Source organism: Micromonospora sp. NPDC049240 (assembly GCF_040647835.1).
Classification (GTDB): domain Bacteria; phylum Actinomycetota; class Actinomycetes; order Mycobacteriales; family Micromonosporaceae; genus Micromonospora.
On sequence record NZ_JBEZCX010000003.1, the window covers coordinates 319362 to 331982 of the forward strand.

At 72.7% G+C, this 12621-nt stretch carries 10 protein-coding genes and 1 pseudogene; 7 read left to right on the forward strand and 4 right to left on the reverse strand.

The genetic code is table 11. The annotated features are described in order from the left end of the window. The first annotated feature begins 50 nt into the window (after positions 1-50). Positions 51-542, forward strand: a complete 492-nt coding sequence (coaD, locus tag AB0B02_RS06715; RefSeq protein WP_357297494.1) for a pantetheine-phosphate adenylyltransferase — start codon at positions 51-53, stop codon at positions 540-542. 117 nt (positions 543-659) lie between these two features. Here the strand turns inward: coaD and AB0B02_RS06720 are convergent, their stop codons facing one another. Next, on the reverse strand, positions 660-845 hold the full coding sequence (locus tag AB0B02_RS06720; RefSeq protein WP_357297499.1) for a DUF397 domain-containing protein: 186 nt from the start codon (positions 843-845) through the stop codon (positions 660-662). After that, complete coding sequence (locus AB0B02_RS06725; RefSeq protein ID WP_281942061.1) at positions 835-2238, reverse strand: Tat pathway signal protein; 1404 nt, start codon at positions 2236-2238, stop codon at positions 835-837. The genes AB0B02_RS06720 and AB0B02_RS06725 overlap by 11 nt, the downstream gene beginning before the upstream one ends. A 274-nt stretch (positions 2239-2512) precedes the next feature. Between AB0B02_RS06725 and AB0B02_RS06730 the strand changes: the two genes are divergently transcribed. From AB0B02_RS06730 to AB0B02_RS06750, 5 genes are all read left to right on the forward strand, one after another. After that, positions 2513-3652, forward strand: coding sequence for a helix-turn-helix domain-containing protein (locus tag AB0B02_RS06730; RefSeq protein ID WP_357297502.1), 1140 nt, complete (start codon positions 2513-2515; stop codon positions 3650-3652). A 165-nt stretch (positions 3653-3817) separates the two neighbouring features. Next, positions 3818-6055 (forward strand): ricin-type beta-trefoil lectin domain protein, encoded by a 2238-nt coding sequence (locus AB0B02_RS06735; protein WP_357297504.1) that lies wholly within the window; start codon positions 3818-3820, stop codon positions 6053-6055. A 147-nt stretch (positions 6056-6202) separates the two neighbouring features. Beyond that, the gene (locus AB0B02_RS06740; protein ID WP_281942067.1) at positions 6203-7093 is read left to right on the forward strand and encodes an SGNH/GDSL hydrolase family protein; all 891 of its coding nucleotides are present in this window, start codon (positions 6203-6205) and stop codon (positions 7091-7093) included. A 200-nt stretch (positions 7094-7293) separates the two neighbouring features. Then, positions 7294-7446, forward strand: coding sequence for a hypothetical protein (locus AB0B02_RS06745; RefSeq protein WP_281942069.1), 153 nt, complete (start codon positions 7294-7296; stop codon positions 7444-7446). Beyond that, a complete protein-coding gene (locus tag AB0B02_RS06750; protein ID WP_357297507.1) occupies positions 7446-8411 on the forward strand; it encodes an N-acetylmuramoyl-L-alanine amidase in 966 nt (321 codons plus the stop codon). Before AB0B02_RS06745 ends, AB0B02_RS06750 begins: the two co-directional genes overlap by 1 nt. Here the strand turns inward: AB0B02_RS06750 and AB0B02_RS06755 are convergent. Next, a complete protein-coding gene (locus AB0B02_RS06755; RefSeq protein WP_281942701.1) occupies positions 8398-8976 on the reverse strand; it encodes a GNAT family N-acetyltransferase in 579 nt (192 codons plus the stop codon). The genes AB0B02_RS06750 and AB0B02_RS06755 overlap by 14 nt on opposite strands. Positions 8977-9009: 33 nt before the next feature. Further along, positions 9010-11010, reverse strand: a pseudogene (locus tag AB0B02_RS06760) (penicillin acylase family protein); the annotation flags it as partial. A 97-nt stretch (positions 11011-11107) separates the two neighbouring features. Here AB0B02_RS06760 and AB0B02_RS06765 point away from each other — a divergent pair. After that, positions 11108-12613: an aspartate aminotransferase family protein gene (locus tag AB0B02_RS06765; RefSeq protein WP_357297510.1), complete on the forward strand. Its 1506-nt coding sequence runs from the start codon at positions 11108-11110 to the stop codon at positions 12611-12613. The last annotated feature ends 8 nt before the right edge of the window (positions 12614-12621 follow it).

The following is a 12621-nucleotide window of genomic DNA, read 5'->3' on the forward strand; positions in this document are numbered from 1 at the left end:
TCGCTCCGGCCGATCATCAGGCCGGGACGCCGGCCACCTACAGTCGGGCCATGCGGACCGACACGGCCGGGACAGCCGAACCAGCGGCAGGTTCACATCCGGCGCGGGCGATTGCGGGGCGCGCGCCCGTCCGGGCCGTCTATCCCGGCACCTTCGATCCCGTCACGCCCGGACACCTGGACGTGGTGGACCGGGCGCGCGGCCTCTTCGACGAGGTGGTCGTGCTCGTCGCGGTCAACGGCGACAAACAGCCGGGCAGCGGCGAGGAGCAGCGGGCAGCCACCGTCCGGGCCGCCCTGCCGGCCGGGTGGACCAGCGTCACCGTGGCGGCGTGGCGCGGGTTGACCGCCGACTACTGCCGTCGCCACGGTGCGGGAGTGATCATCCGTGGCGTGCGGAACACCACCGACCTCCAGGCCGAACAGCGGCTCGCCGCGATGAACCAGTCGTTGGGCGTCCCCACCGTCTTCCTACCGGCGCGGCCCGAACTGGCCGCGACGTCGTCCACGGCAGCGCGCACGCGAGGAGAGGCATCCGCGTAGCCGGCCCCCACCTCGCCCCACCTTCTCGAATGCTGGATCAAATGTTCCACTGCGTGAGAAGTCTGGAGATCTTGGAAGAGAACGGCCCCGATAGGGGCCATCCCGTACCAAGATCTCTCAGAGCGCGGACCGCTGCTTCAGGTTGTCGACGAACGCGCTCCAGGCTGCGGCGTCGAAGCTCAACACCCCGGTCGCGGGGGCCTTGGAGTCGCGCACGTCGACCATGACGCCCCGATCGCGCACCTCGACGCACTGCCCGTTGCTCCCGGAGCGGCTCGACTTGCGCCAGGCGTCACGTTCCATGCTTGCTCAACTCCTTGATGAATGCGGCGGCTCGCTGATCGAGTCGCTTGGCGAAGGAGGGCAGCCGCTGGCCGAGGCTGCCAAGGCGCGTCCGAATGTTCGTCACCGCTGCGGATGCCCGCCCGGACCGAACCCCCGCCATCGCGTCCATCGCATGGTTCCAGTTCTCGGCGGCGTCCCGTAGCCGTCCCTGAGCGCATTGGACGTCGGCGAGGTTGGCAAGCGTCAGCGTGTGAGTGCGGCGGTACGCCTCGGTGTCCCGCGTGGCGATCGACCGCTGGAGCTGAGTTTCGGCCGCAGGAAGGTCACCGAGGTCCCGCAACGCCTGGCCGGCCTGGCTGGCGAGGGAGGTTTCGGTGAAGCCGCTGGTCCTGATCCAGGTCGGCTCGTCGTCGGGCGAGGCGTCCGCGAGATGTGCCTCCGCCGCGCGGATCGCCGCTGACGCGCGTGCGCGGTCACCCGTCGCACCGTGCCCCCGGGCGGCAAGGATGGTGAAGAGCGCGGTCGCGGCGGGGGTCGTTCTTCCCTTCGACCATTCGAGGGAGGAGGTGGCGAGTCTTAGTGCCTCCTGCCCGTGGCCGAGGTCCACCGCCTGGTGTGCCATCGCGCGCAGCGTGAAGCCGGCGAGGGCCCGATCGTCTGCTTCGTTCGCGAGGCGCAGCGACTGGACGTAGTAGCGCTGGGCCAGCCCGTGCAGGGATGAGTCGAAGGCTTTCCAGCCGGCGAGGTAGGTCATTTCGGCGGCAGCACTGAACATCGCCACCCGGTCGCGATCGGTAGAGAAACGCCCCTGAAGAAGACCGGCCACATCGGAGGTGAGGTACTGGACCACGGCGAGACGGGCGTGCCCTCCCCCAAACCGTTCGTCAGCCGTGCTGAACACCGTCAGCATGTCCCGCACGGCGTCGATCTCTCGACGGCCGACGGCAGCGTCGCCACCCTGCGCACGCCGGCCCCGATCCGCAATCTCCTGCCAGGATTCGAGTGGGACGGCGAGTGCCGCCAGCGAGTACAGGGCGGTGCGCCCGAACGCTCGTCGCTCCAAGTCGGCCCTCCCGACTGTCAGGAGATCGATGGCCGGTGCACGTCCCCACCAATCCAGGCCGCCTAGGTCGGCCTCAAGACTACCGCCTGTGAGAAGCCCCAGACAGGCCGGATCAACCACCCGACCGAGTCGGCGGGAGATCGCTTCGGCCAGATATCGGGCGGTGCCACCGAGGGGCTTCACGCCGGCGATCCAATGTCCGACATGGGATCGGTCGCACGAGAATTGCGCCTCGCCGTTCTCGCGGGCGACGGTGCGTACGGCCGAAGCGCACGACTCGTACGACCATCTGCACTCCGAGATCGCGTTCCGCAACCGCTCGTTGCGCTGCTTCGGTGCCCGCGTCATTCGCCGGCCTTCCGTGCCACTGGTCTCTGTTCAACGCGTTCAACATGCCCGATGGCTAGCCGGTCTACCGACCATCAGCGCACCGGATTTCACTCTAAGTAGAACCTACGACACAGGAGGTGAGGGCACTGGCTTCGGTAGTCGTGTCGATCGTCCTCGGTGGGCTGGTGCCGGGCTTTCTGCTCGGGCTGCTCGCGTTCCGGGTGAAGTCCCGCTGGTGTCCGCGCTGTGGAGCGTCAACCGAGGCGATGCGCCCGCCAATGGGGCGGCAGCGGTGAGCGGGCAGCGCCTACGGGAGACCGACGAGGCGCCGATCGGGCGGCGGGTGGCCCGTTGGCGGGGGATGACCCAGCAGATGCTGGCCGACCGGCTCGGCAAGTCGAAGAGCTGGGTCGACAAGGTCGAACGCGGCGTACCCGCACTGGACCGCTACTCGGTCATCCAGGAGATCGCCGAGGTGCTCCGCGTGGACCCGGCGGCCCTGCTCGATCCGCGCCGATCCGTGCCGACGGCGGAGTCCGGGTTGGACGGTGTGGAGGCGGTCCGCGCCGCGCTCGCCCGCTACCACCGTCCACCCTCCCCGACAGCGGAGGCGGAGCAGGTGCGACGGCACGTCGCGCACGCCTGGCTGACCTACCAGCACGCTCACTACGCCCAGCTTCTGCGCGCGCTGCCCGCCCTGCTCGACGCCGCCCACGGCACCCCCGCCCTGCTGCTGCCGGCGTACCGGATCACCGCCTCGGTGCTCGTCAAGCTCGGCGAGGCCGATCTGGCCTGGCTGGCCGCGGACCAGGCCGTCGCCACCGCCAACGACGACCCGACCCGCGCCGCCACCGCGAGCATCGCCGTCGCGCAGGCGCTGCGCGCGCTGGGCCGCCACCGCCTCGCCCGCACCGCCGCCCTCGCGGCCGTCGACACCACCACCGATCCGGGGGTACGCGGCACGCTGCTGGTGCAGGCCGGCATCGCCGCCGCCGGTGCCGACGACCGCCACCACGCCGACGACCTGCTCGGCCGCGCCGCCGCACTGGCCGACCGGGGTACGCCCGACAACGACCCGCACCACGTCGGGTTCTGCCCCACCGTCGTGCTGCTGGGCCGCTTCCTCGCCGCACTCGCCCTGGGCGACGACGCCGAGGCGGTGCGCCGGCACCAGCACGCCGTCCGCACCGACGGGTGGCGGCGGCTTCCGGCCGAGCACCGAGCAGCCCATCTGGTCGACGCCGCCGGCGCCCAGCTCGCCACCGGCGATCTCACCGCCGCCGGGCGGGCGCTCGTCGACGCCGATCGGATCGCGCCCGCCGAGGTCCGGTGCCGCCCGGTCGCGCGTACCCTGCTCGCCGACATCGCCCGGCGCGACCCGGCGGCGGCCGACGTCGCCCGGATCGCGGCGCTCGTCGGCCTGACCCGCTGAGTATCGTCGCGCGGCGGTGACCGAGCGTGTACCGAGTTCCGGAACCGTCCGATTTCATTGACTCCGGTCACTCTCACGCGGTTACGTGGCGGTAGCACCCCACCCCACCACCCCCACGGCACACGTGCCGCCCGCGCCGCGTGCCGGCGACGAAAGGTGCCCGAAATGATGCGATTCGGAGCGGCGTACCGACGATGGCCCGGCCGGCTCACCGCGTGCGGCGCGGTCGCCGCCGTGCTCGGCGCGGTCGGCGCGGTCGCCGTCCTCGCCCCGACCGGGGCGTACGCCGCCAGCACCGGCTCGCTGGTGAGCGCCGCGAACGGCAAGTGCCTCGACGTGGCGGACAACTCCACCGCCGACGGCGCGACCGTGCACATGTGGACCTGCTACCCGACCGTCGCCAGCCAGAAGTGGACGCTCGCCGACGACGGCTCGGTGCGGTCCCAGGGCAAGTGCCTGGACGTCGCGAACAACGGAACCGCCAACGGCGCCGCCGTGCACATCTGGACCTGCTACGCCACGGTCACCACCCAGCGCTGGACGCTCACCGCCGCCGGGGACCTGGTCAACGCCGCGTCCGGCAAGTGCCTCGACATCCGCGACAACAACCAGGCCGACGGCGCGACCATGCAGATCTGGTCGTGCGCCGGCTCGGCCAACCAGAAGTGGACACTCACCGGCGTGAGCACCCCGACCACCCCGCCGCCGACCGTCACTCCCGCCGGGCCACCCCCCTCGGACACGCCGGTGACCAATCCGGACCTCGGCCCGAACGTCAGCGTCTTCGACCCGTCGATGTCGACCTCGACCATCCAGAACCGGCTGAACACGGTCTTCGCCCAGCAGGAGACCAACCAGTTCGGCAACGCCCGGTACGCGTTGCTGTTCAAGCCCGGCAGCTACGCGGTGGACGCCAACGTCGGCTTCTTCACCCAGGTCGCCGGCCTGGGCCTCACCCCCGGCCAGACCACCGTCAACGGCCGGGTGCACGTCGAGGCGGACTGGTGGCCGGACGGCTCGCAGAACGCCACCCAGAACTTCTGGCGCTCGGCGGAGGGGCTGACCGTCAACCCGACCGGTGGGCTGGAGCGGTGGTCGGTGTCGCAGGCCGCGCCGTACCGCCGGATGCACGTGCGCGGCAACCTGGCGCTCTCCGACGGCGGCTGGTCCTCCGGGGGTTGGATCTCCGACACCAAGGTCGACGGGCAGATCCAGTCCGGCTCGCAGCAGCAGTGGATCACCCGCAGCTCGCAGATCGGCGGCTGGACCGGGTCCAACTGGAACCAGGTCTTCGTGGGGGTGCAGGGCGCGCCGGGCAACAGCTTCCCGACCCCGCCGTACACCACGATCGGCACCGCGCCGGTGGTGGCCGAGAAGCCCTACCTGTACGTGGACGCGGCCGGCGCGTACCGCGTGTTCGTGCCCGCGAAGCGCACCGACACCGCCGGCACCACCTGGGCCGCCGGCACCCCGGCCGGCCGGTCGATCTCGCTGAGCCAGTTCCAGATCGTGCGGCCCGGCGACACCGCGGCGAGCATCAACGCGGCGCTGGCCGCCGGGCGGCACCTGCTGGTCACCCCCGGCGTCTACCAGCTCGACCAGACGCTGAACGTGACCCGGCCGGGCACCGTCGTGCTCGGCCTGGGCCTGGCCACGTTCGTGCCGCGTAACGGGGTCACCGCGATGACGATCGCCGACGTCGACGGGGTACGGCTGGCCGGCGTGCTCTTCGACGCCGGCACCACGAACTCGAACGTGCTGCTCCAGGTCGGTCCGCCCGGGTCGAGCGCCGACCACGCCGCCGACCCGACCGTGCTCTCCGACGTCTTCGTCCGGGTCGGCGGCGCGATCGCCGGCCGGGCGACCGTGAGCATGCAGATCAACAGCGACGACGTGATCGGTGACCACGCCTGGATCTGGCGGGCCGACCACGGCAACAGCGGCACGGTCGGCTGGACCGTCAACACCGGCCGCAACGGGCTGGTCGTCGACGGCGACGACGTCACGTTCTACGGCCTGTTCGTGGAGCACTACCAGCAGTACCAGACCATCTGGAACGGCGAGAACGGGCGGACCTACTTCTATCAGAACGAGATGCCCTACGACCCGCCGAACCAGGCCGCCTGGATGAACGGGTCGACCCGGGGCTGGGCGGCGTACAAGGTGGCCGACTCGGTCACCAACCACCAGGCGTGGGGGTTGGGCAGCTACTGCTTCTTCAACGTCAACCCGGCCGTGGTGAGCGCCCGCGCGTTCGAGGTGCCGGCACGCCCGGGGGTGCGGTTCCGCAACATGGTGACGGTCTCGCTGGGCGGTGTCGGCACCATCAGCCACGTCATCAACGACACCGGGGCCGCCGTCGACAGCGGTCACCAGGTGACAAGCATCGTCAGCGGTCCCTGACGGGATCGGCGTGGGCCGGCCCCTCCTCGGGGCCGGCCCACCACCCCGACCACCCCTTAATGGCGTTCGTCCATATTGACGGATATCACCGGCAGCGGCAGACTCTCGGACCACCACCACCCCCGATCCCGCTCCCGGGAGGGCGCCATGAACCGTCCCCACCTGCCGCTGAGGCGTACGGCCGCACGACTGGCCGCGCTCGCCGCGGCCACCGCCGGCGTGCTGCTCGCCGTCACCGCGCCCGCCAACGCCGCCGTGCCCGCCGGGCGCTACGTGGCGCTCGGCGACTCGTACACCGCCGGCCCGCTGATCCCCACGCAGGTCGACCTGAACTGCCTGCGGTCCAACCGCAACTACCCGACGCTTGTCGCCGCGTCGGCCGGGTCGTCGTCGTTCGCGGACGTGAGCTGCTCCGGCGCCACCACCGACGACATCCTGTACGGCGGCGACGGCCAGCTCGGCATCAACCTGCCGCCGCAGCTCAACGCCGTCACCTCGGCCACGGCGCTGGTGACGGTGCAGATCGGCGGCAACGACATCGGGTTCTCCGGGATCATCAGCGACTGCGCGGAGGCGAGCGTCAGCAGCCCGCTCGGCTCGCCGTGCAAGGACCGGTTCACCGCCGGCGGCACCGACCAGCTCCGGGCCCGGATCGCGGCCACCGTGCCGAAGGTGACCACCGTGCTGCGCTCGGTCCGGCAGGCCGCGCCGAACGCGCGGGTCGTGGTGCTCGGCTACCCGGCGATCCTGCCGGACAGCGGGTACGGCTGCTGGCCGGTGGTGCCGATCGCCTACCAGGACGTGCCGTACCTGCGCGGGGTGGAGAAGGCGCTGAACAGCATGCTGGCCGACACCGCGGCGGCCAACGGCGCGAGCTACGCCGACGTCTACACCCCGTCGATCGGCAAGGACGCGTGCAAGAGCAGCGGCACCCGCTGGGTGGAGGGCCTGGTGCCGCAGAACTCGGCCGCGCCGTTCCACCCGAACGCCCGGGGCGAGCAGGGCATGGCCACCGCGCTGCTGGCGCACCTGAACTGAGTCGATTCCCGGCCGAGCCGGTCCCGCCGAGCGGCGGGGCCGGCTCGTCGCCGTTCGGCGCACCCCGATCGCCGGCAGATATTTTCGCTCGGAAGAGTAGGGGTGAAGGGTATCGACAGAGGGGCCCGCGTCGGGATAGCGTGCCCGCACTCACATCCGTCGATTGATCGGATGCCGAGCGTCGTCGCCGAAGGAGCGCCATGCCCACGTCCCGATCCGTCCGTCTGCGGCGCCGAGGTCTGCTCGGCATCCCGGCCCTGGTGGCCGCCGCGCTGACCGTGGTCGCCCGTCCCGGCGCGGCCGTCGCCGCGCCGAAGGCGGAGTGCCTGGCCGACCTGCTCCAGGAGCGGTGATGGCCACGATTCCCTGGCTGGTGGACGTGCTGCGGGCCGCCGGCGTGCAGGTCGTCGTGGAGGGCGACTGGCTCAACCGGGCCCGCCCCGGCTCGTTCGACCCGATCGGCGTGCTGTGGCACCACACCGCGGCCACCTCCAGCGCCACCAACCCGCACCCGGCGTTGAACATCTGCATCAACGGTCGCCCCGACCTGGCCGGCCCGCTCTGCCAGGCGCTCGTCGACTACCACGGCGTGTTCCACGTGATCTCCGCCGGCCGGTGCAACCACGCCGGTGTCAGCGGCGGCAGCGGGCCGATCCCGGCCGGCGACGGCAACACCCTGATGATCGGGTGGGAGATCGACTACAACGGCGTGGACCAGCGGATGACCACCGCGCAGTACACCGCCAGCATCGCCGCCACCGCCGCCGTGCTCACCCGGCTCGGCAAGGACTCCAGCTATGCCCGTGGGCACCGGGAGACCAGCACCACCGGCAAGATCGACCCGTCCTTCATCGACCTGAACACGATGCGGGCCGACGTCGCGGCGAAGATGTCCGGCGCTGGCGGCGGCTGGTCCTCGATCGTGGACAACGCGACCGCCGGCCGCTTCTCCGCCAGCGGCAACTGGGGCGTCTCGTCCTTCTCCGGGCAGCGCTACGGCGCCGACTACCGCTACGCCGACCCGGTCGCCGCCAGCGACGCCGCCTGGTACAGGTTCAACGTCCCGCGCACCGGCAACTACCGGGTCGAGGCGTGGTGGCCGGCGAACGCGGGCTACAACGCCTCGACGCCGTACGTCGTGGCCACCACCACCGGCAACCGGACCGTCTACGTCGACCAGCGGGCGACCGGCGGGCAGTGGCGCACCCTCGGCACGTTCACGCTGGCCGCCGGCGACGCCGACCGGGTGGCGGTGAGCCGGTGGAGTTCCGCCGCCGGCCTGGTCATCGCCGACGCGGTCCGGCTCACCGAGGTCTGACCGGGTCGTCTGCCGGGGCGGCGGCCTCGAACCGTTCGCGGGTGAGGAACGCCAACTGGGCGCGCTTGCCCGGCAGGTCGATCTCGGCGGCCGGCTCGAAGCCCTCGGTCCGCAGACGACGCAGTGCGGCCTCGTTGCGTACGTCCGGCTCGACCACCACCCGCCGCGCCGCCGGGTCGCGCAGCAGGAACCGGATCAGCGCGGGCACCACCGCCGAGGTGAGGCCGCGCGCGTACCGTCGGGGCGGGTTGAGCAGCAGGTGCATGCCGACGTCACCGGGCCGGACCGGGTACCGCTCCCCCACCGGGTCCGCCTCCGGCCGGTAGGTCTGGAACAGGCCGACCGGCTCGTCGTCCAGCATGATCAGGTAGGCGTGGTGGGTGTCCAGCCCGTCCAGGAAGGCGTAGACCTCGCGCACCTCGTCGCGGGTGTGCGCGCCCATGCCCCAGAACCGGTTGCGGGGCAACGTGACCCAGCCGTGCAGCAGCTCGGCGTGCCGGTCCGGGCGCACCGGCGCCAGCGCCAGCTCACCGAGGTCGGGGTCGCGCTCCAGGGGAATCGTCATGGTGTCGTCCTTCGGAAGAGGGTCGGCGGGCACCGGGATCAGCGTCCCGGCGGCCCAGTGCGGAAACTGGTCGGTGAAGTGCGGGTCGCCGGGCCGCCCGGACGCGCCGAACGGGACGATCCAGCGGCTGGCCGCCCGGTCGGTCAGGTCCCAGACGTAGCGGGCGACCGGGCCCCGCCAGCAGGTGTCGAAGACGCCGGGAACACCGGACGTGGCCAGCACGCAGTCGGTGTCCCCGCCGAGCGCCGCCCGCTCCCGCATCGCGGCGACGGCGGCCGAGGTCCCGGCGGCCACGCCCAGGTGCAGTGGGTGCGGCAGGTGCCGGCGACCCCACGGCTCGGGCGGCGGCCCGGCGGCCACCTCGACCAGCGCGTCGACGCCGAGCGACACGACGTCGACGCCGGGCTCCTCGACGAGGTGGTCCAGGGCCAGGCCGATCCGGGTAGCCGGGTCGGTCCAGGGGGTGAACAGCTCGTCGTACCCGGACGGCTCGTGCAACGCCCGCAGCGACGGATGGGTGATCAACCGGCGGGCGAGCGCGGCACGCCAGGCCGCGTACGCACCGGCGTCGGGCGATTCGGCCACCATCTCGCGGTCCCAGGCCAGCAGCCTGTCGCACAGCGCGCGGGCCGGCGCGCCGAGCCCGACGGCGTCGAGCCGGCGCAGCAGCCGGTACGTCGGGGTCGCGGGGAGGCGGACGTCGGTGTGTACGGTGGACGCCTCGACGCCGTCGGCGAGCAGGGCGCGGATCCGCCGGGCGCGGTGCGGCGGCGCGAAGTCGACGCCGTGCGCGGCGACGTCCGGGCGACGGTCGTTGGCGCAGACCGCGACCCCTTCGACCTTGTCGTCCACCATCGGCAGGTAGTCGCCGCGCCAGTGGTGGCGCGGGTCCCAGCCGGGCACCGGCTCGCGGCGGCAGCGGTCGTCGCGTACCGGGACCAGGCCGGCGACCAGGCGACGGACCGTGCCGCCGGCGTCGGCGACGAGCACGCTGTTGACCGGCTCGACCCAGTCGCGCAGCGCGTCCGCGACGTCGCCGGCGTGTCGGGCGCGCAGCAGCGGCAGCAGCGCCTCGAACCCGAGCCGGGCCTCGACACGGCTCGGCGTGCGCAGGCTGAGCGCCTCGCCGGTGACCCGGTCGTGGTCGACGACCGGGCCGCGCGCCGTCTCCACGATCTCGACGCGTTCGACCGGGCCGCCGCGCACCTCGATCTCCTCGACGTGCCGCGCGACCGGCACCCAGCCGGCGGCGTCGCGCGCCAGCAGCCGGTCACCGTCGCGGCGGAGCTGTTCGCGGTAGACGTCCTGGTAGTCGGCCATCGCGTTGGTGACGGCCCAGGCGACCCCGCCGGCATGACCGAAGTGCGGCAACCCGGGTACGCCGGGAAAGGCCAGCCCGACCACGTCGAACTCCGGGCAGGCGAGCCGGATCTGCTGGTAGACGCCGGGTAGTTCGAGCAGCCGGTGCGGGTCACCGGCGATCAGCGGGCCGCGTCCGGTGGCCGGGTCGGCGGGCAGCGCCCAGGCGTTGCTGCCGGCGGACGCCGGCCCCTCCACCGCGAACCGGCCGACCGCGTCGGGGCCGAGCGTGCGGGCGACGTGCGCGTGCCAGAGCTTGTTCGGGAACGTGGAGAACAGCGCGTGCTGGACCAGGAACACGCCGAGCGGCGTCCACGGCCGCCACGGCTCCGGCGCGCTGCCGGTGGCGGCGAACTCGGGCGTGGCGGCAGCACCCTCGGCGAGCCCGTCGTTGACGCCGTCGACGTACGCCGCGACCCACCGGCGGGTGGCCGGGTCGAGTCGGTCGTGGCAGCGGCGGGCGGTGTCGTCCAGGCGGGCGCGCCTGGCGAACCGGTCCCACGGCAGCTCCGTGGCGCCGACGTGGGCGGCGAGTCGCCCCTCGGCCCGCCACCGTTCGACGCTGAGCTGCCAGGCCCGGTCGCCCGCGGTGACGCGGCCCTGGAGGTACGCGAGCGCGTCCACGTCGTCGGCCCACAGCTGCGGTACGCCCCACCGGTCGCGTTCGACACGCATCCGACCACCCCTCCTTGATAGTTAGGTGAGCCTAACCTAATCTGACTGCCGCGTGGCCGTCGCCGCGCCCCTGTCCGCACGACCACCGGGAAGCCGCATGAGTTCGACCGTCAGCGCCGCGCGCGCCCACCTGTTCCACACCGGATCCGTCGAGCGGTACCGGGACGTGCTGACCCGCGGCGTCGAACGGGTCGCCCGCCGGGTCGCCGAAGTGGACCGACCGGGCACCGGCGTCCGGCCCGAGGCGCTCGCGCCGCTGGTCGGCGGCATCGACCTGGACCGGCCGCTGGGCGACACCGACGCCGCCCTGGACGAGCTGCACGACATCTGGCTACGCGACGCGATCTGGTTCCACCACCCGCGCTACCTGGCCCACCTGAACTGCCCGGTGGTCATCCCGGCGCTGCTCGGCGAAGCGGTGCTCAGCGCCGTCAACTCCTCGCTGGACACCTGGGACCAGAGCGCCGGCGCGACGCTGATGGAACGCCGGCTGATCGACTGGACGGCCGAACGGATCGGCCTCGGCGCCACCGCCGACGGCGTGTTCACCAGCGGTGGCACCCAGTCGAACCTCCAGGCGATGCTGCTGGCCCGGGAGGAGGCGTACCGGCGGGAGGTGGGCTCGGCCGCCACCCGGCCGGCCCGGCCGGAGGTGCTGGCCCGGCTGCGCGTCGTCACCTCGGCGGCCGGTCACTTCAGCGTGCAGAAGGCCGCCAAGCTGCTCGGCCTCGCCGCCGACGCGGTGCTCACCGTGCCCACCGACGCCGGCCGGCGGATGCGCACCGACGAGCTGGCCCGCACCATCGACCGCTGCCGGCGCGACGGTCAGGTGGTGATGGCGGTCGTCGCCACCGCCGGCACCACCGACTTCGGCACCATCGACCCACTGCCGGAGATCGCCGACATCTGCACCGCCGCCGGCGTCTGGCTGCACGTGGACGCCGCGTACGGCTGCGGGTTGCTGGTCTCCCCCACCCGCCGGCACCTGCTCGACGGCATCGAGCGGGCCGCCTCGGTGACCGTCGACTACCACAAGTCGTTCTTCCAGCCGGTCAGCTCCAGCGCGCTGCTGGTGCGCGACGGCCGGACGCTGCGGCACGCCACCTGGCACGCCGACTACCTCAACCCGGCCCGCGCGGCCGAGCAGGGCATCCCGAACCAGGTGGACAAGAGCCTCCAGACCACCCGACGCTTCGACGCGGGCAAGCTCTGGCTGACGCTGCGGATCATGGGACCGGACGCGATCGGCGCGCTGTTCGACCGCGTCGTCGACCTGGCCGCCGACGCCTGGCGACACCTCGACGCCGATCCCCGCTTCGAGGTGGCGGCCCCCGCCCAGTTGAGCACCGTGGTCTTCCGGTACGTGCCACCCGACGCGCCGCCGCACCTGGTGGACGAGGCGAACCTGCACGCCCGGGAGGCGCTGGCCGCCTCCGGCGCGGCGCTTGTCGCCGGCACGAAGGTGGACGGCGCGCACTGGCTGAAGCTGACGCTGCTCAACCCGGAGACCACCGTGGACGACGTGCTCGCGGTGCGCGACCTGATCGCCGAGCACGCCGCCTGGTACGCCCGCACCGCGGCCACGCTGTCCCCGGTCGGTTGAGGAGCACC

Excerpts from the sequence above, each read along its gene's own strand:
- coaD (WP_357297494.1), top strand. The coding sequence starts at position 51 with ATGCGGACCGACACGGCCGGGACAGCCGAACCAGCGGCAGGTTCACAT.
- AB0B02_RS06720 (WP_357297499.1), bottom strand. The coding sequence starts at position 845 with ATGGAACGTGACGCCTGGCGCAAGTCGAGCCGCTCCGGGAGCAACGGG.
- AB0B02_RS06725 (WP_281942061.1), bottom strand. The coding sequence starts at position 2,238 with ATGACGCGGGCACCGAAGCAGCGCAACGAGCGGTTGCGGAACGCGATC.
- AB0B02_RS06735 (WP_357297504.1), top strand. The coding sequence starts at position 3,818 with ATGATGCGATTCGGAGCGGCGTACCGACGATGGCCCGGCCGGCTCACC.
- AB0B02_RS06740 (WP_281942067.1), top strand. The coding sequence starts at position 6,203 with ATGAACCGTCCCCACCTGCCGCTGAGGCGTACGGCCGCACGACTGGCC.
- AB0B02_RS06745 (WP_281942069.1), top strand. The coding sequence starts at position 7,294 with ATGCCCACGTCCCGATCCGTCCGTCTGCGGCGCCGAGGTCTGCTCGGC.
- AB0B02_RS06750 (WP_357297507.1), top strand. The coding sequence starts at position 7,446 with ATGGCCACGATTCCCTGGCTGGTGGACGTGCTGCGGGCCGCCGGCGTG.
- AB0B02_RS06755 (WP_281942701.1), bottom strand. The coding sequence starts at position 8,976 with ATGACGATTCCCCTGGAGCGCGACCCCGACCTCGGTGAGCTGGCGCTG.
- AB0B02_RS06765 (WP_357297510.1), top strand. The coding sequence starts at position 11,108 with ATGAGTTCGACCGTCAGCGCCGCGCGCGCCCACCTGTTCCACACCGGA.